Genomic DNA, 19535 nt, shown 5'->3' with positions numbered 1-19535 from the left:
AGGACCCCGGTACCGCCTCACCCGATGCCGATACCGAACGCCCCCTCGGGCGGCTCGGGTGACGGCACCGCGTCCGCGTCCCGCACCGGCCGTGCGGTGCCCATGAACCTCCGCAGTCCCGGGCCGTGTTCCACCCGGGCCGGGAAGGCGTCGGCGGCGGTGCGGCGGGCCAGCGCGGTCACGTCCAGTGGCCGGTGGGCGGCGGCCAGCACCGCGTTGCCGAACCGGCGCCCGCGCAGCACACCCGGCTCGGCGATCAGCACCAGCTCCGCGAACCGAGTGGCGAGAGTGGCCAGCTGGGAGCGCAGGAAGTCGAACGGCGCGGCGTCGGCCAGGTTGGCCAGGTACACGCCGTCGCCCCGCAGCACCCGCGCGGCCTGCTCCGCGTAGGCCACGGAGGTCAGGTGCGCGGGCACCCGGGAGCCGCCGAAGACGTCGGCGACCAGGACGTCCGCCGAGTCCGCCCGGGCCTTGGCCAGCCAGTCGCGGGCGTCGGCCGGGTGCGGCGCGATGCGGGCGCCGGCCGGGAGCGGCAGGTGCTCGGCGACCAGCTCCAGCAGTCCGCGGTCGAACTCCACCACGTCCTGCCGGGAGCCGGGCCGGGTCGCCGCCACGTACCGGGGCAGGGTGAACGCGCCCCCGCCGAGATGCAGTACGTCCAGCGCCCGCCCCGGCTCGGCCACGACGTCCAGCACATGCCCGAGCCGTCGCGTGTACTCGAACTCCAGATGCTCCGGCTGGTCCAGGTCGACGTACGACTGCGGCGCCCCGTCGACTGTCAGCAGCCAGGCCCGCTCCCGGTCGATGTCCGGCATGAGCTTGGCGAGCCCGTGCTCGGTGACGCGGGAGACGGGTACGGGATCGGCGTTCACCTCTTCATTGTGCCGGTGCCCGGCTTTCCGCTCTCCATCGTGCCGGTGCCCGGCCGTCCGCCGCGCCGGTGCGGGAGCCCGGCTCTCACCGCACCTCCGTCACCGTCCCGGCGCCCACGGTCCGTCCGCCCTCGCGGATGGCGAACCCGAGCCCCGGCTCGAGCGGCACCTCCCGCCCCAGCTCCACGGCCATCGTGACCGTCTCCCCGGGCCGGGCGACACCGCCCTCCCCCAGGTCGACGTCCCCGACGACATCCGCCGTACGGATGTAGAACTGCGGCCGGTATCCGCTGAAGACGGGCGTCGCACGCCCGCCCTCCCGCGCCGACAGCACATACACCTGGGCCGTGAACCCCCGCGCCGGCACCACGCTCCCCGGCGCCGTCACCACGTGCCCGCGCCGGACCGCGTCCCGGGGGACCCCGCGCAGCAGCAGCGCCACGTTGTCGCCGGCCTGGGCCTCCGTCATCGGCTTGCCGAACGTCTCCAGGCCGGTGACCACCGTCTCGACGCCCGCCCCGAGCACCTCGACGCGGTCGCCGACCCGGACCGTGCCACGCTCGACGGCACCCGTGACGACCGTGCCCCGGCCGGTGATGGTGAGCACGTTCTCCACCGGCAGCAGAAACGGCGCGTCCAGATACCGCTCGGGCATCGGCACATACGTGTCCACCGCGTCGAGCAGCGCCTCCACGGACGCCGTCCACCGGGGGTCGCCGTGCAGTGCCTTCAGTCCGGAGACCCGTACGACCGGCGCGGTGTCACCGCCGTAGCCGTGCGCGGTGAGCAGTTCCCGGACCTCCAGCTCCACCAGGTCCGTCAGCTCCTCATCGCCCGCGTCGGCCTTGTTGAGCGCGACGACGATGTGGTCGACGCCCACCTGCCGGGCGAGCAGCACGTGTTCGGCGGTCTGCGGCATGATCCCGTCCAGCGCGGAGACGACGAGGATCGCCCCGTCGAGCTGGGCGGCGCCGGTGACCATGTTCTTGACGTAGTCGGCGTGACCGGGCATGTCGACGTGCGCGTAGTGGCGGGTGTCGGTCTCGTACTCGACGTGCGCGATGTTGATGGTGATGCCGCGCGCCGCCTCCTCGGGGGCCCGGTCGATGCGGTCGAACGGCACGAACGCGGCGCCGCCGCGCTCGGCGAGGACCTTCGTGATGGCGGCGGTCAGGGTGGTCTTGCCGTGGTCGACATGGCCCATCGTGCCGATGTTCAGATGCGGTTTGGTGCGGACGTACGCCGTCTTGGACATGGCGTTACCTCGAAGCCTCGTGAGGGGGATGAGCGAGAGGGACCCCGGTGACTCGCCGACCCTCCCCCTGCGGGGTCCGCCGGACGATCCGGAGAGGGTCAGCTTCGGGCGCCGCCGACGGCAGCCTTCGGTCCATCCGCGGCTGCGGATGCGACGAGGTGGAAGGCGTACCGGAACATGACGCCGATGATTGCCGACGCTTTGCCCCACGTCGAATGGTTTTTTATGGCACGGGAGTTCGATAGGCGATGCGGCGGCTCAGGGCCCGACGGACCGCAGCGCCTCCCGGACCGACAGCGGAGCGAGCCGCTCCCGGTGCCGCGCCACGAAGCCGCGGACCGCCGCCGGGTCGGTCTTGGCGTACTCGCGCAAGGACCAGCCGATCGCCTTGCGGACGAAGAAGTCGCCGTGGTCCGCGCGGCGCGGCAGTACCCGAAGAGCCGGTCGGTGTCGGTGCGTTCCTGGTACCGGAGCTGGTGCAGCAGGGCCGCGCGGACCAGCCACCGGTCGTCGTCCTCGATCCAGGCGTCCAGCACCGTACGGAGCCCCGGGCCTGCCGCCACCAGGCCGCCGACGACATGCGCGGCGAGCGGATCCACGGTGTCCCACCACGGGACGGTGGTGAGCACATGCCGGACCACCGGCAGGAAACCGGAGGTGAGGACCGACACATGACGGCGCAGCAGATCCACCGCGAAATAGTGGTACTCCCGCTCCGGCAGCCGCCAGCAGCGCAGCGCGATCGCGGCGCAGTCCGCCGCGCCGGGGCGCGGGGTGTCCCGCAGGACGGTACGGGCCAGGTCGCGCCGGACCGGGCTGGTCAGGCCCAGGAAAGGGGCCACGTCTTTCATGTACGCGCGCATCGGCGCGGCCCGCTCCGGGTCGGCGGCGGCCGGGTAGACGGCGGTGAGCCGCTCCAGCACGCGGTCGGCGAGCGGACTGTTCGGCGCGGCCGGACTCTGCCCGCCTGTGACAGTCATGAGACGCACCATACGGCGATCACATGTATGTGTCGGTTAGTGTCACCGGATGCTCGATGCCACCACCCGCTCTGGGGGCACCGCCACGGCCTCTCCCCGGGCCGCCACCGGAACAACACCGGTCCCCGCCGCGCCGACCGGGATCTCCGCCCGCGCGACGAGAATCCTGCTGTCGCCGTGGTCCCGGCTCTCCCTGCTGGTCCTGCTGCTCGCCTCGGCCGCCTCGGCGGTGCTGCTGTTCCAGCCGCAGAAGCTGCTGGTGCACGGCTGGCCACCGCACGTCGGCGGCGCCGCGGCGGTGCTGGCGTACGCGGTCGCGTACGGACTGTGCACCGTCGCCTTCGTGCCCCGCCCGCTGCTCAACCTGGCGGCGGGCGCGCTCTTCGGCTCGACACTCGGCCTCGGCTCCGCGCTGGCGGGCACGGTGCTGGGCGCCGGCATCGCCTTCTGCCTGGGCCGGATCCTCGGCCAGGAGGCGCTGCGTCCGCTGCTGCGCGGCAAGTGGCTGAAGGCCGCGGACGGGCAGCTCAGCAGACACGGCTTCCGGTCGATGCTGGCCGCGCGGCTGTTCCCCGGGGTGCCGTTCGCGGCGGCGAACTACTGCGCCGCGGTCTCCCGGATGGGGCTGCTGCCGTTCCTGCTCGCGACGGCGCTCGGCTCCGTCCCGAACACCGCCGCCTACGTCGTGGCCGGCGCCCGCGCCGCCACCCCCACCTCGCCCGCCTTCCTGATCGCGCTGGCCTGCATCGCGCTGCCCGGTCTCGCCGGTGCCGTGCTGGCCTGGCGCAAGCGGAACCGGCTGCGTCCGCGCTGACCGGGCCCTGTGCCCGGCCTGTCATCCGGGGGCGCTACGCTGCCCCTCGGCACGCCCGATCCTGATCACCGCAGGCGTCGGCAGACGTGTCCGTCGCCCGTTCCGCCCGTTCACGATCGGCACTTGGACTTCGTAACCTCATGTCTTGGTTTGAATCATTCATCCTCGGACTCGTCCAGGGGCTGACCGAGTTCCTCCCCGTCTCCTCCAGCGCGCACCTGCGGCTGACCGCGGCGTTCTCCGGCTGGCACGACCCGGGGGCGGCCTTCACGGCGATCACCCAGATCGGTACCGAGGCCGCCGTGCTGATCTACTTCCGCAAGGACATCGCCTCGATCATCGGGGCGTGGAGCAAGTCGCTGGCGAACAAGGAGATGCGGGGGGATCACAACGCGCGCATGGGCTGGCTGGTCATCATCGGGTCGATCCCGATCGGCGTGCTCGGGGTGACCCTGAAGGACCAGATCGAGGGCCCGTTCCGCGACCTGCGGATCACCGCCACCATGCTGGTGGTCGTCGGCATCGTGATCGGGGTCGCGGACCGGCTGGCGGCGCGCGACGAGAGCGGCGGCCGGCACCGGGTGGCCAAGCAGCGCAAGGAACTGACGGACCTCGGCGTGCGGGACGGCCTGATCTTCGGCCTCTGCCAGGCGGCGGCGCTCATCCCGGGCGTCTCCCGCTCCGGCGCGACCATCAGCGGCGGCCTGTTCATGGGCTACCGGCGCGAGGCCGCGGCCCGCTACTCGTTCCTGCTCGCGGTCCCCGCGGTGCTCGCCTCGGGCCTGTTCGAGCTGAAGGACGCGCTGGAGAGCGATCACGTCGCCTGGGGTCCGACGATCTTCGCGACGATCATCGCGTTCGGTGTCGGATATGTGGTGATCGCGTGGTTCATGAAGTTCATCTCCACCAAGAGCTTCATGCCCTTCGTCTACTACCGCGTCGTCCTGGGCATCGTGCTCATCGTGCTGGTCAGCATGGGCGTACTGAGCCCGGACGCGGGCGAGGCGGCGCACTAGCCGTGCGGTCCCGGCGGCTTCTGTAGCCGCCCGGTAGCGGACTGTCAGTGCTTGCCCCTAGGCTTGTCGGCATGTCCCCCGAAGCCCCGGCCCGCGATTCCGCGCGCTCCGCCGCCGAGTTGAACGAGCGGATCCGCGCGCTGTGGCGGCGCGCGGGCGGATCATTGTCGGCCCAGGAGCGCGAGGAGTACGAACTCCTGGTGGTCGAGTGGGCGGCCGCGATGCGCGGCGAGGTGATCGAGGCGGCGTGAGGACCGGACCGGCCACACCCGGTGACAGGACCGGCCACACCCGGTGACAGGACCGGCCGGCCCCGGTGACCGGACCGGCCGGCCCCGGTGACCGGACCGCCTCAGCGGCCGCCCGCCACCCGCAGTACCGCGCCCGTCGTGTACGAGGCGTCCGGTGACAGCAGCCAGGCGATGGCCGCGGCGATCTCCTCCGCGCGCCCGGCGCGGCGCAACGGAACGCCCGGGGCCATCTGCCGGACCCGGTCCGGGGCGCCCATCGCGGCGTGCATGTCGGTGTCGACCAGACCGGGCGCGACCGCGTTGACGCGGATGCCGTCCGGGCCAAGTTCCTTGGACAGGCCCACCGTCAGGGCGTCCACCCCGGCCTTGCTCGCCGCGTAGTGCACGTACTCCCCGGGGCTGCCGAGGGTCGCGGCGCCCGAGGAGACATTCACGATGGCGCCGCCGCCCCGGGCGGCCATCAGCTGCGCCGCGCGCCGCGCGCACAGCAGGGTGCCCAGCAGGTTGACGTCCAGGACCCGGCGCAGATCGGCGGTGTCGCTGTCGGCGAGCCGGCCCAGCGGACCGGTCACCGCCGCGTTGTTCACCAGTCCCGTCACCGGCCCGAGCCGGGACTCGGTCTCGGCGAAGAGCCGTTCGACGTCCGCCGCCACCGACGTGTCCACCCGTACGGCGACGGCCCGCCCGCCGGCCGCCCGCACCCCGTCGGCCACCGCCTCGGCGGCGGCCGAGTCCCGGACGTAGCCCACGGCGAGGTCGTGCCCGTCCGCCGCGAGCCGCAGACAGGTCGCGGCGCCGATGCCCCGGCTGCCGCCGGTGACCACGGTGATGGGACGCGTCATGGGTACCCCCTGCTCAGATTTGATCGATCATCGATCATCCTAGTCCACAGGGGTATCCCTTTCCTGGCTCTCCTGGGCGGCGAGAAGCTCGTCGCCGTGGTCGACCGCCCAGCGGGCGAGCGCTCTCATCGGCCCCTCGACCAGGCTCTGTCCCAGGCCGGTCAGCGCGTAGTCGACGCGGGGCGGGGCCTCGGCGCGGGCCCGGCGGCCGATCAGTCCCGCCGCGAGCAGCCGGCGCAGGGCGTCGGTCAGCACCTTGTCGCTGACGCCACCGATCGCCGCGCGCAGCTCACGCCGCCGACGCGGCCCCTCGCGCAGCGCCGCCAGCACAACGGGGTCCCAGGTGTGGGCGAAGAGATCGGTGGCCGCACGCAGCCGGCAGTCGGCGACCGCTTCGTAGCAGTGGGCATCGGCGTCAGTCATGGCGCCGCCCATCATCGCGCGTCCGGCACGCACCGATCGGTGCGTGTCGCCTTCCCTACCGTGGCCACTTCACGGACTGCCGAGGGAAGGGCACGGACAGATGCGCATCGGAATTCTGGGCACCGGGACACTCGCGGCGGCCCTGGGCGAGCGCTGGGCTCGCGCGGGACACGAGGTGGCGCTCGGCGGACGGTCGTCGGCCAAGGCCCGCGAACTCGCCGAGCGACTGGGCGCCGGCGTGCACGCCGTCGCCCCGCACGCCGCGGTCGCCGGCCGCGACGCGGTGCTGCTCGCCGTGACGTGGGACGGGGTCGAGGACATGCTGCGCTCGGCGGGCGCCGCCGACGGCGCGCTGGCGGAAATGCCGCTGATCGACCCCACGAACGCCGTCGGCCACGGCGTCGGCACCCTGCTCACCGGTCCCGGCGAGTCGATGGCGGAGCGGATCGCCGGGCTCGCTCCCGGGTCCCGGGTGGTGAAGGCGTTCCATCTCTTTCCCGCCGACCGGTGGACGGACCCCTCGGACGACGCCCGGCCTCCGGCGACAGTGGCGATGTGCGGGGACGACGCGGCGGCGCTGCGCGTGGTCGGGCGCCTGGTCCAGGACGCCGGCGCGCTCCCGGCGACGCTGGGCGGGCTGGGCCGCGCGCGCCAGTTGGAGGAGGCGGCCGGCTTCGTCATCGGCCTGGCCTTCGCCGGCTTCGACCCCGGCTCGGCGGTCCCTCGCCTTCCCTCGGACCAGGAGCCGGCCGCTCCCGCTCCCGCTCCCCGACAGACAGCGCCCATCATCCCGGTGTGATCAACTGAACGGGCCTCCCGCTGATCGGATGACCGCGACGGCGCACACTGGAGGCACCGCGGGGTAGGGAGGCGCCCATGAAGACCCTCGGCCACTGGCTCGCCGCTCCCTGGCGCCGCTCCCTGCTCGCGGTGTTCGCGGGCGCCCTGCCGGTACTCGCCTTCCCCGCGCCGTCGCTGTGGTGGTGGGCCTGGTGCGCGCTGGTCCCCTGGCTGCTGCTGGTGCGCGCGGCGCCGACCGGACGGCGGGCGGGGTACGACGGCTGGTGCGGCGGGTTCGGGTTCATGCTGGCGATGCACCACTGGCTGCTGCCGAGCCTGCACGTGTTCACCTTCGTCATCGCCGCGTTGCTGGGCGCGCTGTGGGCGCCGTGGGGCCGGCTCGCGCGGCGGCTGCTGGGCGGGACACCCTCGCGGGCCGGGATCGCGGCGGCGCTCGTGGTGCTGCCATCAGGGTGGCTGGTGATCGAGCTGGTGCGGTCCTGGCAGGGGCTCGGCGGGCCGTGGGGCGTACTCGGCGCCAGTCAGTGGCAGGTCCCGGCGGCGCTGCGGCTCGCCTCGGTCGGCGGGGTGTGGCTGGTCGGCTTCCTGATCGTGGCCGTCAATGTCGCCGTCGTCGTGCTGGTCGCCGCGCGGCGGGCCCGGATGCCCGCCGTGGCCGGTCTCCTCGCCACAGCCGCCGCCGGCTCCGCGGCCTGGGTCTGGTCGCCGCCGCCCGGCCACTCGGACGCCGACGGCCGGGTGCGGATCGGTGTCGTCCAGGCCGGGGTGGTGGCCGGCACCGGCAGCCCCGCCCGCCGGTTCGACCGCGAGGAGGCGCTGACCCGCAAGCTGGCCGGACAGGGCGTGGACCTGGTCGTGTGGGGCGAGAGCAGCGTCGGCTTCGACCTGGGCGACCGGCCGGACCTGGCCCGGCGGCTCGCGGCGCTGTCCCGGGAGACCGGCGCCGGCCTGCTGGTCAACGTGGACGCGCGGCGCTCGGACCGGCCCGGCATATTCAAGAGCTCGGTCCTGGTCGGCCCGGCCGGACCGACCGGTCAGCGCTACGACAAGATGCGGCTCGTCCCGTTCGGCGAGTACGTCCCGGCCCGTTCGCTGCTCGGCTGGGCCACCTCGGTCGGCAAGGCGGCGGGCGAGGACCGCAGGCGGGGCACGGCACAGGTCGTGATGGACGCCGGGGACGGCCTGCGGGTCGGTCCGATGGTGTGCTTCGAGAGCGCGTTCCCCGACATGAGCCGTCATCTCGCCGAGGACGGAGCCGAGGTGCTGGTCGCCCAGTCGTCGACGTCGACGTTCCAGCACAGCTGGGCGCCCGCGCAGCACGCGTCGCTGGCCGCGCTGCGCGCCGCCGAGACCGGCCGCCCGATGGTGCACGCCACGCTCACCGGCGTCTCCGCCGTGTACGACGCGAGCGGCGCCCGGATCGGGCCGGCGCTCGGCACCGACGTGAGCGGCGCCCGGGTGTACGACGTCCCGCTCGCCCACGGCAGCACGCCCTACGTCCGCTTCGGCGACTGGCCGCCGTACGCGGCACTGGGCGTCCTCGTCGGCTGGGCCGCCGCCGCGGGCGGGCGGGCGCTGCGGTTCAGGCGGACCGCTCCTGAACCTCCCGTACCACCCGCTCGCACAGCTCATGGGTCCGCAGCGCGTCCTGGGCGCTGAGCACCTTGCCCGCGCGGACCGCGTCGAGGAAGCCGAGGACCGCCTGCTCGATGCCGCGCTGCCGGGCGACCGGCACCCAGTCGCCGCGCCGCCTGACGGTGGGCTGGCCCTTGTGGTCGATGACCTCGGCGAGGTTGACCACCTGGCGTTTGGTGTCCTGCCCGGAGACTTCGAGGATCTCCTCGTTGGAGCCGCTGAGCCGGTTCATGACGCCGAGCGCGGTGAAGCCGTCGCCGGCGAGCTGGAGCACGACGTGGTGCAGCAGTCCGTCCTGCACCCGGGCCCGCACGGTGATGTCGTCGATCTCGCCCGGGACGAGGAAGCGCAGGGTGTCGACGACGTGGATGAAGTCGTCGAGGATCATCGTGCGCGGCTGCTCCGGCAGCCCTATGCGGTTCTTCTGGAGCAGGATCAGCTCGCGGGGGTGCTCGGCGCACTGCGTGTAGCCGGGGGCGTGCCGCCGGTTGAACCCGACGGCCAGGCTGGTGTTGCGTTCCTCGGCGAGGGCCACCAGCCGCTCGGCGTCGGCGAGTTCGTAGGCGAGCGGCTTGTCGACGTACGTCGGGACGCCCGCCCGCAGCAGTCGGGTCACGATCTCGGGGTGGACCTCGGTCGGGGCGTGCACGAAGGCGGCGTCGAGGTCCTCGGCGAGCAGCGCGTCGAGGCCGGTGTGGCGCCGCTGCGGCGGCACCCGCAGTCCGTCGCCGACGCGGGTGAGGGTCGCGGGCGTCCGGGTGTGCAGGTGCAGTTCGACGCCGGGCTGGAAGGCGAGCACGGGGAGGTACGCCTTGGTCGCGATGTCGCCGAGTCCGATGCAGCCGACCTTCACGGGCGTTCTCCTCAGGGAAGTTCTTCACAGATCACCGGCCCGGTCCGCCTGCCACGCCGCCCCGGGTCCGCTCGGCAGCATACGGGGCGGCGAGGAGCGCCGGCCGGGGGTGTGGACACCGGGCCCGCACCTCGGGACCTGCGGCTTCGGGACCCGTGCTTCCGCGCCTGCGCCTGCGAACCCGCGCGTTCAGAGCCCCGCCCCGAGCCCGCACCTCCGAACCCCCGCGTTCAGACCCCACCCCGCCCCCCGGGGGGAACCGTCCCGGACGGAGCGGACACCGCCGTCAGCCCCGGTGGCCCCCGGCACCCCGTACGGGGTGGCACCTCGTACGGGGCCGAAGGTCACCCATGTGGGGCAACCTGCGCCGGTCCGCCGCCGTGCGGGCGGACCGGCCAGCAGAGTGGCGCGGGTGCAGAGAACGACGACCACCGCGGCGCTTCTGGTGACCGTGGCCGTCACGGCCGTGACCGGCTGTGTCACCGTCCAGCGTCCGCCCGCCCCCGATCCGGCGACCGGCGAGGCCCGGCCCTCCGCCCCGCGTCCGGACGGCCCCCGGCACCCCCGTGCCGTCGAGGCCCCGGTCCGCGAGGCCCTGGAACTGACCGAACCGGCCGGGGAACCGGCCCACGGGACCGACCCACCGCCCCGCGCGCCCGCCCCGTCGGCTCTCTCGCCCACCGCCGCACCACTGGAGCAGCCACCGGAGCAGCCACCGGCCGCCCGTACCGAACCCCGGCCCGCACCCCGGCCTCCTAGGTCCGAGCCGTCGCGGCGGCGCCCCGAACCCGCCTCCCCCAGGATCCCCGCGCCGCTCCCCGAACAGCGCGGCGGCGACGCGGACCTGTGCGCTCTGGGCCGGACCTACGGCGGCTGGCGGCCGGGCAGCCCGGAGGCGGCCATCTGCGAGCGGACCTACGGCCGGTGAACCCCGCTCCCGCTCAGGGCCGCTGCCTGGGCGGCCCCCAGGGCCCCGGCCCCTCCGGGGAAGGACCGTGCGGACCGCTCTGCCCCAGCCTGCGCTCCAGGCGGCCGATCGCCGCGCGCACCCCCGCCGCGTAGCGGTCGTCCCCGAGTGTCTCGGCCGCGCGGCGGGCCCACCGCAGATGCAGCCGGGCGGCGTCGGGGCGGCCGAGCCGGTCGTAGTCGGCCGCCAGGTTCGCGTGCAGGGAGGGATAGAGGGAACGCGCGGCGAGCGCGCCCTCGTGACCGGCCGGGTGCCCGGCGGTGAGTTCCTCCGCGGCGGCCAGCGCCCGCAGGTCCCAGGCCAGTTCGTCCGCCGGGTCGTCCTGGGTGTCGGCGAGGTAGTGGGCCAGGGTGCAGCGGTGCAGCGGGTCGCCGTGCTCGCCGATCTCCGCCCACAGGCCGAGGTAGCGGTGCCGGGCCTCCTCGCGGTCGCCCGCGTGATGCAGCATGACGACCTGTCCGATCCGGGTCGGCACGGCGTCCGGTGCCGTCCGCTCCTGTCCCTGGGCCACCGCGTCCTCCGCGCCACTCATCCGGCTGTTGCCGACGACGTTAGGCCCTGTCCCGGCGATCACGCCGCAGACACGGGGCCGATCCGGCCGACAGCCCCGGGTTGAGGCCCTGTCCCTCCGCTCATGCCGCGGACACGGGGCGACCCGGCCGACAGCCCCGGATCAGCCCAGGTCGGGAATGGTCCAGTCGATCGGCTCGTGGCCCTGCGCCGCGACCGCCTCGTTGATCTGCGTGAACGGCCGGGAGCCGAAGAACTTCTTCGCCGACAGCGGGGACGGGTGCGCGCCCTTGACCACCGCGTGCCGCTCCTCGTCGATCAGCGGCAGCTTCTTCTGCGCGTAGTTGCCCCACAGCACGAACACCGCCGGGTCCGGACGGTCGGCCACCGCGCGGATCACCGCGTCCGTGAACAGCTCCCAGCCGCGGGCCTTGTGCGAGTTGGCCTCGCCGGCCCGGACCGTGAGCACCGCGTTGAGCAGCAGGACGCCCTGCTTCGCCCACGGCATCAGATAGCCGTTGTCCGGGACCGGGACGTCCAGCTCCGCGTGCAGTTCCTTGTAGATGTTCCGCAGCGACGGCGGGACCTTGACGCCCGGCCGGACCGAGAAGCACAGGCCGTGGCCCTGCCCCTCGCCGTGGTACGGGTCCTGCCCGAGAACCAGCACCTTCACCTGGTCGTACGGCGTGGCCGCCAGGGCGGCGAAGACCTCTTCGCGCGGCGGGTAGACGGGGCCGTTCGCCCGCTCTTCCTCGACGAACTCCGTCAGCTCCTTGAAGTAGGGCTGCTCCAGCTCGCCGCCCAGCACCTCGCGCCAGGACTCGGGCAGCATGGCGATGTCGGTCACGTCAACTTCCTTACGGTGTGCGGTCGCTTCAGCACTTCAGAACCTACAGGCGACCACTGACAACCGGTGCGGAAAGGCAGCGGAGCGGGGCTACCAGCTCGTCTTGCGGTGCAGTTCCCACATCATCATGATCGTCGACGGGTCGAGTGCCCGTTCCGCGCCCGAGATGTCCTCGCTCGTCGCCACGTACTGCCGGCCCTGCCACAGCGGCAGCAGCCGCGCGTCGTCGACGAGGACGCGCTGCGCCTCCTCGAACTCCTCCACCACCTCGGCCCGGTCGCTCTCCCGCCGGGAGCGCGGCAGCAGTTCGTCGGTGATCTCCGGGACGGCGTAGGGCGTGCCCAGGGCGTTCTGCTCCCCGACGAACGGCGCGATGAAGTTCTCGGCGTCCGGGAAGTCGGGGAACCAGCCCCGGCCGAAGACCTGGTACTCGCCCTTCTGGTACCCGGCCACGTACGTCGTCCACGGGCGGCTCCGGAGCGTCACCGTGAACAGTCCGGAAGCCTCCAGTTGCCGTTCGAGCACCTTGAACTCGCGGGCGGTCTCGGAGCCGTAGCGGTCGGTGGTGTACCAGAGGGTGAGCGGGACGGGCTCGTCGATGCCGGCCCGGGTGAGGAGGGTGCGGGCCTTGCCGACGCTGGGGTCGCCGAACTCGTCGAAGAAGCCGGTGGTGTGCCCGGTGACGCCCTGCGGGACCATCGAGTACAGCGGTTCGACGGTGTCCCGGTAGACGTCGTGGGCGATCGCCGCGCGGTCGATGACCTGGGCGACCGCCCGCCGTACCGCCTTGCGGCCCGTCCAGGGGTCGTCGGGGTCGAAGACCAGGTAGCTGATGTCTGCGCCGGTGCCCTCGAACAGCTGGAGGTCCTCCTCCTCGGCGGTGCCGCTCTCCAGGTCGATGACGTCGTTCGCGGCCAGGCCGCGGAAGGTCACCTGGATCCGCCCGTCCCGCAGCGCCCGCACCATGTCCTGCGAGGAGTCGAAGTACTCGATGGTCACCGCGTCGTTCCGGCGCTCCGCGAAGCCGTCGTAGCGGTCGTTGCGGACGAGTTCGGCCCGCTCGCCCTCCGCGAAGGACTTCAGCGCGTACGGCCCGGAGCCGACGACCTCGCCGTCCCGGCGCACGGCCTTCGCCGGGTAGGTGTCGGGGTCGACGATGGACATCGCGGGGGTGGCGAGCACGAACGGGAAGGTGGCGTCCGGTTTGTTGAGGTGGAAGACCACCTCGTGCTCGCTCGGTGCCTGGACCCGGTCGAGGCTGCCCAGCAGGCCGGCCGGGCCGCCGTCGACGTCGATGTCCCTGATCCGGTCGATCGAGTACTTGACGGCCGCCGCGTCGAGCGGGTCCCCGTCGGAGAAGGTCAGCCCGCCGCGCAGCTCGCACCGGTACACCTGGTTCGAGCTGTCGGTGAACGCGCAGCCGCGGGCCGCGTCGGGGCGGGGCGTGGTGGCGCCGTTGGGGTAGCTCAGCAGGGTCTGGTAGACGTTGCGGAACAGTTCCCAGGAGCCGTCCCAGGAGGCCGCCGGGTCCAGGGTGCTGGGGGCGCTGGTGGTGCCGACGACGATCGGCTCGTCCCGCTCCTCGTCGGGCGAGAGGACGCCACAGCCGGCCGCCAGCAGGGAAAGGGACAGGGACGCCCCCGCGGCCACGCGGCGCAGCCGACGGTGCCAGTTCAACGCGAACACGCGCACGCTCCTCGATCCCCCGTTCAGACGTGCTGAAACTCGGGCGACCATATCGCAGCAGCGGCTCCACCGAACCCTGTTTGAACAGGGGTTTTGATCATTTCGGCGGGTGACTACGTTGTCATGTCCCGGAGGGGATTATTCCGGGGCCGGCGGGGTGTCCGTCGGCCCCGGAACCTCAGCTCACGCCGGCGTTGAGGAAGACGCCGCCGTCGAGCACCAGCGTCTGGCCGGTGACCCAGGCGGACTGCTCCGAGGTGAGGAAGGCGGCGGCGCCGCCGACGTCGGAGGGCACGCCGAGGCGGCCCAGCGGATAGCCCGCGGCGGCCTCCGCCTCGCGGCCCTCGTACAGGGCGGCGGCGAACTTGGTCTTCACCACGGCCGGGGCGATCGCGTTGACCCGCACCTTGGGCGCGAACTCGTGGGCGAGCTGCCCGGTCAGGTTGATCAGCGCGGCCTTGCTGACGCCGTACGCGGCGATGAAGGGCGAGGGCGCGAGGCCCGCCACCGAGGCGATGTTGACGATCGCGCCGCCGTTCTCCTTCTGCCAGGCGTGCCAGGTGCGCTGCGCGAAGCCGAGCGCCGAGATCACGTTGGTCTCGTAGACCTTGCGCGCCACGTTCAGGTCGAGGTCGGCGATCGGCCCGAACACCGGGTTGGTACCGGCGTTGTTGACCAGGTAGTCGACCCGGCCGAAGGTCTCCATCACGCGCTCGACGGCGACGGCCTGGTGGGCCTCGTCGTGCGCCTTGCCGGCCACGCCGATCACCCGGTCGGCGCCGAGCCGGTCGACGGCCTCCTTCAGGGCGTCCTCGCCCCGGCCGGTGATGCAGACCCGGTCGCCGCGCGCGACCAGCGCCTCGGCGATGCCGTAGCCGATGCCGCGGCTGGCGCCGGTGACGAGGGCGACCTTGCCGGAGAGTTCCGGGAGTTCCACGGATGTCATGTGCGCGTATCCCCTAGTCGAGCGGTCCGCCGGCCACGTACAGCACCTGGCCGGAGACGAAGCCGGCCGCCTCGCCGGTGAAGAAGGCGACGGCGTTCGCGATGTCCTCGGGGTAGCCGACGCGCTGCACCGGGATCTGGGTGGCGGCGGCGGCCTTGAAGTCCTCGAAGCCCATGCCGACCCGCTCGGCGGTGGCGGCCGTCATGTCGGTGGCGATGAAGCCGGGGGCGACGGCGTTGGCGGTGACGCCGAACTTGCCCAGCTCCTTGGCGAGGGTCTTGGTGAAGCCCTGCATACCGGCCTTGGCGGCGGAGTAGTTGACCTGGCCGCGGTTGCCGAGCGCGGAGGAGGAGGACAGGTTGACGATCCGGCCGTACTTGGCGTCCACCATGTGCTTCTGGCAGGCGCGGGACATCAGGAAGGCGCCGCGCAGATGCACGTTCATGACCGTGTCCCAGTCGGAGACGCTCATCTTGAACAGCAGGTTGTCGCGCAGCACACCCGCGTTGTTGACGAGGATCACCGGCGCGCCGAGCTCCTCGGCGATCCGGGCGACGGCCGCCTCGACCTGGGCCTCGTCGGAGACGTCGCAGCCGACCGCGAGGGCCTTGCCGCCGGCCGCGGTGATCTGCTCCACGGTGTCCTTGCAGGCGGCCTCGTCGAGGTCGATCACAGCGACGGCGTGCCCTTCGGCGGCCAGTCGTACGGCGGTGGCGGCACCGATGCCGCGCGCGGCACCGGTGACTACGGCGACCCGCTGCTCAGTGGTGGACATGCTGCTTCTCCTCGTCCTGGGGATGCGGCTGCGGTGGCCCGCCCTCGTGCGGTGAGCGACCGCTTAGTACCTTCGGCAGACGTGACGCTAGAAGCCCTGGCACGCGGTGTCAACGGGACACCGGCAGGGTGTGATCCATCACCCCCGCCCCGCCCGGCCCGGAGGGGTCCGCTCAGCGCACCAGCACCTCAAGCAGCCGTTCGATCTCGGCCGCCGGGTCGGTGGTGAGCCCGGTGTGCACCGGACCGGGCTGGACCACGGTGGAACGGGGCGCGATCAGCCAGCGGAAGCGGCGGCCGGGGTCGTCGCCGGCCGCCTGCCCGGCCGCGGCGCCACCGGCGCACACCGCCTCCACGGCGCGCAGCGCGGCGCGCACTCCGTCGACGTCCGCCCCCGGATCGAGGGCACGCAGCCGCGCCTCGTCCAGATGGGTGCGCGCGGCGACGAACGCCTTGGCCCGGCAGTACAGCAGCACCCCGGCGTTGACGCACTCGCCGCGCTCGACGCGCGGGACGACGCGCAGCAGGACGTACTCGTAGACGTCTCGTTCGTTGGTCTCGCCGCCCCGGATGATGTGCCGCTCGACGACACTGCCTGCCATGTGGATGTGCCGCTCGCTCACTTGCCCCCCTCGCATCCGGTGATTCCGGTGATCCGCTCGTGCACGACGGTCGCCCGCGCGAGCAGTGGCCGCGCGTAGGCCCGGCGCAGTTCGTCCGGGGTGCCGAAGCCGGGCTCGCCGTCCAGCCAGACGTCCGGGATCTCGGCGGTGACCTCGGCGAGGAGTTCCTCGGTGACCTGGGGCGCGAGCTGCGCGGCGGCGGCGCGGACGTCCGGCGCGAAGCCGGCCAGGGCATGGTCGGAGGCGTCGTAGGGGCGGGCGGCGGAGGCTTCGGCGCCGGGCCAGTTGTGGTGCCAGATCATGGTGGCGCCGTGGTCGATGAGCCACAGCTCGCCCCGGTGGCGCAGCAGGTTGGGGTTGCGCCAGGACCGGTCGACGTTGTTGACCAGCGCGTCGAACCACACGATCCGCCCGGCCTCCGCGGCGCTCACTTCGAAGGCGAGCGGGTCGAAGCCGAGGGCGCCGGAGAGGAACTCCATGCCGAGGTTGGCGCCGCCGCTGGAGCGGAGCAGTTCCTGCACCTGCGGGTCGGGTTCGCCGAGCCCGAGCACCGGGTCGAGACCGACGGTCACCAGCCGGGGCATCCTGAAGCCGAGCCGGCGGGCCAGTTCGCCGCAGACCACCTCGGCGACGAGCGTCTTGCGGCCCTGGCCCGCCGCGCGGAACTTCATGACGTACGTCCCGAAGTCGTCGGCCTCGACGAGTCCCGGCAGCGAACCGCCCTCACGCAGCGGCGTGATGTAACGGGTCGCGATGACTTCCTTGAGCATCGCCCCAGGTTACCGGCGCCCCAGCGGCCCGCCGGGACCGCCCGACAGCGCGACGACAGCTCTGCCTTACGCCCGTCCGACCCCGCGACCGCCAGCATCCCAGCATCTCGGAACGGTCTGAACAGCACGTGTCCCGCGGCCGTACCCCACGGCAGATCACGCACCGTCCCCCGGAAGGGAACGTCAGTATGACCCGCGCATCGCTCCAATCCTCAGCAGGACCGGCCCGGCGCACCGTCGTCGCGGCGGCCGGCGCGGCCGGTCTCGCCGTCGCCCTGACCGCCTGCTCGGACTCCGACGCCGACTCCGGCGCCGATTCGGGTTCCGGTTCCGCCGCCGCGCCGGAGGAGACCGGCCCGACGTCCTCCGCCTCGTCCGGCGGCGGTACGCAGGAGGCGGCCCCCGCGCAGGCCCTGGCCACGGCCGCCGACATCCCGGAGGGCGGCGGTGTGGTCTTCGCCGACCGGAAGGTGGTCGTGACCCAGCCCTCGGCCGGTGAGTTCAAGGCGTTCTCGGCGACCTGTACGCACCAGGGGTGTGCCGTGAAGAATGTCGCCGACGGCGTCATCAACTGCCCCTGCCACAACAGCAACTTCTCCATCGCGGACGGCAGTGTGCAGAGCGGTCCGGCACGTGAGCCGCTGCCCGCCGTGGAGATCGCCGTCGACGGGGAGTCGATCTCCCTGGTGTGACCGCCGGGCCGGGACCGCTCAGGACGAGGGAGCCGCATGACCGTGACACAGCGCCGGGGCCGCCGGATCATGATGACGCCGGGTGAGCTGGACGCGTTCCTGACCACCCAGCGCACCTGCCGGGTCGCCACGGTCTCGGCCAACGGCGCGCCCCATGTCAGCACGTTGTGGTTCGTGTGGGACGGCGGCTCGCTGTGGCTGTACTCGGTGGTGCGCAGCAGGCGCTGGGCCGAGCTGCGCCGCGATCCGCGGGTGGCGGTCGTGGTCGACGCCGGGGAGGAGTACGACGAGCTGCGCGGCGTGGAGTTGTCGGGCAGCGTCGCGTTCGTGGGCGAGGCGCCCCGCACGGGTGAGCTGTGCGCCGAACTCGACCTGCCCGAGACGCTGTTCGCCCGCAAACACTTCGGCATCGACGAACTGCCGCACGACGGCCGCCACGCCTGGCTCCGCCTCACCCCGGAGAAAACGGTCTCCTGGGATTTCCGCAAACTGCCCCCACACTAGGGGCGCGAGGAACCGCGCACTTGCCTCAAACCCCCCGCACCTACAGGGGCGCGAGGAACCGCGCACCCCGCCCAAACCACCCGCACCCGAAACCCACCCAGCCCCCACGCCCCCTCCCTAGACATAACTCCGCACCGGCCCACCCCCCAACGCCCCCGCCACCGCGTCCGCCAACACCCCCACCTCCCCCTCCCCCAGCGTGGAAACAGTGACCCGCACCCCCGGCGACGCACTCACCCGGAACCGCGCCCCCGGCGCCACCGCCCACCCCGCGCCCAGCAGCCGCGCGACCACGCCCGTCTCGTCCGGCACCGGAATCCACACGTTCAGACCGCTGCGGCCGTGCGCCGCGACCCCCCGCCGGGCCAGCGCGTCGAGCAGCGCGTCCCGCCGCCGCCCGTACGCCGCCGCCACCGCCGCCGCATCCACCGCACCCTCCGCCCACAGCCGGGCCACGGCCCGCTGGGTGATCCGGCTGACCCAGCCGGGTCCGAGCCGCTGCCGCCCACGCACCCGGTCCAGCGTCACCGCGTCCCCGGTGAGGACGGCGAGCCGCAGATCGGGCCCGTACGCCTTGGCGGCCGAGCGGACGAACGCCCAGTGGTGCGTCGTGCCGGCCAGCGGGCACAGGGGCAGGTCGACGATCCGGTGCCCGTGGTCGTCCTCGATCAGCAGCGTCTCCGGGTGATCGCGCAGCACCGAGCGCAGGACCCGCGCGCGGGAAGCGCTGAGCGCCGCGCCGGTCGGGTTCTGCGCCCGGTCGGTGACGACCAGCGCGCGGGCCCCCGCCGTCAGCGCGTCGCGCACGTCGCCGGGCAGCGGCCCCTCGTCGTCGACGCCGACCGGTACCGCGCGCAGCCCGAGCGCCGGGACGAGGTCGAGCAGGCCGCCCCAGCCGGGGTCCTCGACGGCGACGGCGTCACCGGGTTTCAGGTGCGCGGCCAGCACCCGTTCCATCGCGTCCAGCGAACCGGACGTGACGGCCACCGGGCCGTCCGGGACCCCGTCGGCGTCCAGTTCGGCCCGGGCCAGGCGGACCAGCTCCGGTTCGGCCGGCGCGTGCCCGTACAGCACCGGCTCCCGGTCGTTGTCTCCGGCCGCCGCGGCGAACGCCGGGCCGAGGGCGGGCAGCAGCGCCGGGTCCGGATTGCCGTCGGACACGTCCCGCACCCCCGCCGGCACCTCCGCCCGGATGAACTCCCGCCCGGTGGTGGCCGGCGTCGCCCGCACCCGGCTGCCCCGGCGCCCGGCCGTCTCGATGACCCCGCGCTCGCGCAGGACGCGGTACGCGGCGGCCACGGTGTTCGGGTTCACCCCGAGCCGCTCGGCCAACTCCCGCATCGGCGGCAGTGGTTGGCCCGGCTCCAGTTCTCCCGCGGCCACCGCGCGCTCGACGCTCGCGGAAATGTCGGCTGCACGCCGCCCACTGATCGGATAACCTTCTAGCACAAAGCCGATTATGCACTAGTGCAAT

The 19535-nt window shown here is 73.3% G+C and carries 21 protein-coding genes and 1 pseudogene; 8 read left to right on the top strand and 14 right to left on the bottom strand.

Features of this window, described 5'->3' with window-relative positions; genetic code table 11:
- Positions 1 to 17 precede the first annotated feature (17 nt).
- The 3 genes and pseudogenes from ACTT8P_RS22680 to ACTT8P_RS22670 form a co-directional block, all read right to left on the bottom strand.
- On the bottom strand, positions 18 to 815 hold the full coding sequence (locus ACTT8P_RS22680) for a spermidine synthase (RefSeq protein ID WP_442833545.1): 798 nt from the start codon (positions 813 to 815) through the stop codon (positions 18 to 20).
- 142 nt (positions 816 to 957) lie between these two features.
- Positions 958 to 2127, bottom strand: coding sequence for an elongation factor Tu (gene tuf / locus ACTT8P_RS22675; protein ID WP_442833529.1), 1170 nt, complete (start codon positions 2125 to 2127; stop codon positions 958 to 960).
- Between the two features lie 258 nt (positions 2128 to 2385).
- Positions 2386 to 3107 (bottom strand): annotated as a pseudogene (locus ACTT8P_RS22670) (DNA alkylation repair protein).
- 49 nt (positions 3108 to 3156) lie between these two features.
- Between ACTT8P_RS22670 and ACTT8P_RS22665 the strand changes: the two are divergent.
- The 3 genes from ACTT8P_RS22665 (at position 3157) to ACTT8P_RS22655 (ending at position 5188) form a co-directional block, all read left to right on the top strand.
- Positions 3157 to 3921 carry a TVP38/TMEM64 family protein gene (locus ACTT8P_RS22665; protein ID WP_442833528.1) on the top strand — a complete coding sequence of 255 codons (765 nt, stop codon included), beginning with the start codon at positions 3157 to 3159 and terminating at the stop codon, positions 3919 to 3921.
- Positions 3922 to 4061: 140 nt separating this feature from the next.
- Positions 4062 to 4937 carry an undecaprenyl-diphosphate phosphatase gene (locus tag ACTT8P_RS22660; protein WP_442833527.1) on the top strand — a complete coding sequence of 292 codons (876 nt, stop codon included), beginning with the start codon at positions 4062 to 4064 and terminating at the stop codon, positions 4935 to 4937.
- Positions 4938 to 5008: 71 nt separating this feature from the next.
- The gene (locus ACTT8P_RS22655; protein WP_361167251.1) at positions 5009 to 5188 is read left to right on the top strand and encodes a hypothetical protein; all 180 of its coding nucleotides are present in this window, start codon (positions 5009 to 5011) and stop codon (positions 5186 to 5188) included.
- A gap of 101 nt (positions 5189 to 5289) precedes the next feature.
- On the opposite strand, the gene ACTT8P_RS22650 is transcribed toward ACTT8P_RS22655, so the two are convergent.
- On the bottom strand, positions 5290 to 6030 hold the full coding sequence (locus ACTT8P_RS22650) for an SDR family NAD(P)-dependent oxidoreductase (RefSeq protein WP_442833526.1): 741 nt from the start codon (positions 6028 to 6030) through the stop codon (positions 5290 to 5292).
- Between the two features lie 39 nt (positions 6031 to 6069).
- Positions 6070 to 6453, bottom strand: a complete 384-nt coding sequence (locus ACTT8P_RS22645) for a winged helix-turn-helix transcriptional regulator (protein WP_442833525.1) — start codon at positions 6451 to 6453, stop codon at positions 6070 to 6072.
- Between the two features lie 100 nt (positions 6454 to 6553).
- On the opposite strand from ACTT8P_RS22645, the gene ACTT8P_RS22640 reads away from it, so the two are divergent.
- Together ACTT8P_RS22640 and lnt are read left to right on the top strand one after the other, a co-directional pair.
- Positions 6554 to 7252: an NADPH-dependent F420 reductase gene (locus ACTT8P_RS22640; RefSeq protein ID WP_442833524.1), complete on the top strand. Its 699-nt coding sequence runs from the start codon at positions 6554 to 6556 to the stop codon at positions 7250 to 7252.
- Positions 7253 to 7329: 77 nt separating this feature from the next.
- Positions 7330 to 8913 carry an apolipoprotein N-acyltransferase gene (lnt, locus tag ACTT8P_RS22635; RefSeq protein ID WP_442833523.1) on the top strand — a complete coding sequence of 528 codons (1584 nt, stop codon included), beginning with the start codon at positions 7330 to 7332 and terminating at the stop codon, positions 8911 to 8913.
- On the opposite strand, the gene ACTT8P_RS22630 is transcribed toward lnt, so the two are convergent.
- Positions 8837 to 9742: a Gfo/Idh/MocA family protein gene (locus ACTT8P_RS22630; RefSeq protein ID WP_442833522.1), complete on the bottom strand. Its 906-nt coding sequence runs from the start codon at positions 9740 to 9742 to the stop codon at positions 8837 to 8839. The genes lnt and ACTT8P_RS22630 overlap by 77 nt on opposite strands.
- A gap of 412 nt (positions 9743 to 10154) precedes the next feature.
- Here ACTT8P_RS22630 and ACTT8P_RS22625 point away from each other — a divergent pair, with 412 nt between their 5' ends.
- A complete protein-coding gene (locus ACTT8P_RS22625) occupies positions 10155 to 10670 on the top strand; it encodes a hypothetical protein (RefSeq protein WP_442833521.1) in 516 nt (171 codons plus the stop codon).
- 13 nt (positions 10671 to 10683) lie between these two features.
- Here the strand turns inward: ACTT8P_RS22625 and ACTT8P_RS22620 are convergent, their stop codons facing one another.
- The 7 genes from ACTT8P_RS22620 to ACTT8P_RS22590 form a co-directional block, all read right to left on the bottom strand.
- Positions 10684 to 11241, bottom strand: a complete 558-nt coding sequence (locus ACTT8P_RS22620) for a hypothetical protein (RefSeq protein WP_442833520.1) — start codon at positions 11239 to 11241, stop codon at positions 10684 to 10686.
- 141 nt (positions 11242 to 11382) lie between these two features.
- Entirely contained in the window at positions 11383 to 12066 is a 684-nt protein-coding gene (gene ung, locus ACTT8P_RS22615; RefSeq protein ID WP_442833519.1) for a uracil-DNA glycosylase, read from the bottom strand.
- A gap of 90 nt (positions 12067 to 12156) precedes the next feature.
- Complete coding sequence (locus ACTT8P_RS22610; protein WP_442833518.1) at positions 12157 to 13758, bottom strand: ABC transporter substrate-binding protein; 1602 nt, start codon at positions 13756 to 13758, stop codon at positions 12157 to 12159.
- 172 nt (positions 13759 to 13930) lie between these two features.
- Complete coding sequence (locus tag ACTT8P_RS22605) at positions 13931 to 14698, bottom strand: SDR family oxidoreductase (protein ID WP_442833517.1); 768 nt, start codon at positions 14696 to 14698, stop codon at positions 13931 to 13933.
- Positions 14699 to 14711: 13 nt separating this feature from the next.
- Positions 14712 to 15473, bottom strand: a complete 762-nt coding sequence (fabG, locus tag ACTT8P_RS22600) for a 3-oxoacyl-ACP reductase FabG (RefSeq protein WP_442833516.1) — start codon at positions 15471 to 15473, stop codon at positions 14712 to 14714.
- 172 nt (positions 15474 to 15645) lie between these two features.
- The gene (locus tag ACTT8P_RS22595) at positions 15646 to 16095 is read right to left on the bottom strand and encodes a DUF3037 domain-containing protein (RefSeq protein WP_442833515.1); all 450 of its coding nucleotides are present in this window, start codon (positions 16093 to 16095) and stop codon (positions 15646 to 15648) included.
- Positions 16092 to 16865, bottom strand: a complete 774-nt coding sequence (locus ACTT8P_RS22590) for a HipA family kinase (protein WP_442833514.1) — start codon at positions 16863 to 16865, stop codon at positions 16092 to 16094. Before ACTT8P_RS22590 ends, ACTT8P_RS22595 begins: the two co-directional genes overlap by 4 nt.
- Positions 16866 to 17053: 188 nt before the next feature.
- Between ACTT8P_RS22590 and ACTT8P_RS22585 the strand changes: the two genes are divergently transcribed.
- Together ACTT8P_RS22585 and ACTT8P_RS22580 are read left to right on the top strand one after the other, a co-directional pair.
- Positions 17054 to 17557, top strand: coding sequence for a Rieske (2Fe-2S) protein (locus ACTT8P_RS22585; protein WP_442833513.1), 504 nt, complete (start codon positions 17054 to 17056; stop codon positions 17555 to 17557).
- Positions 17558 to 17593: 36 nt separating this feature from the next.
- Positions 17594 to 18061, top strand: coding sequence for a pyridoxamine 5'-phosphate oxidase family protein (locus tag ACTT8P_RS22580; protein ID WP_442833512.1), 468 nt, complete (start codon positions 17594 to 17596; stop codon positions 18059 to 18061).
- Between the two features lie 117 nt (positions 18062 to 18178).
- Here ACTT8P_RS22580 and ACTT8P_RS22575 read toward each other — a convergent pair whose 3' ends face one another.
- Positions 18179 to 19510 carry an aminotransferase class I/II-fold pyridoxal phosphate-dependent enzyme gene (locus ACTT8P_RS22575; protein ID WP_442833511.1) on the bottom strand — a complete coding sequence of 444 codons (1332 nt, stop codon included), beginning with the start codon at positions 19508 to 19510 and terminating at the stop codon, positions 18179 to 18181.
- Between the last annotated feature and the right edge of the window lie 25 nt (positions 19511 to 19535).

The sequence above is a fragment of the Streptomyces sp. JW3 genome, from assembly GCF_052216785.1.
In the GTDB taxonomy this organism is placed as follows: Bacteria; Actinomycetota; Actinomycetes; order Streptomycetales; family Streptomycetaceae; genus Streptomyces.
This window is presented reverse-complemented; position numbering and strand designations above follow the sequence as displayed.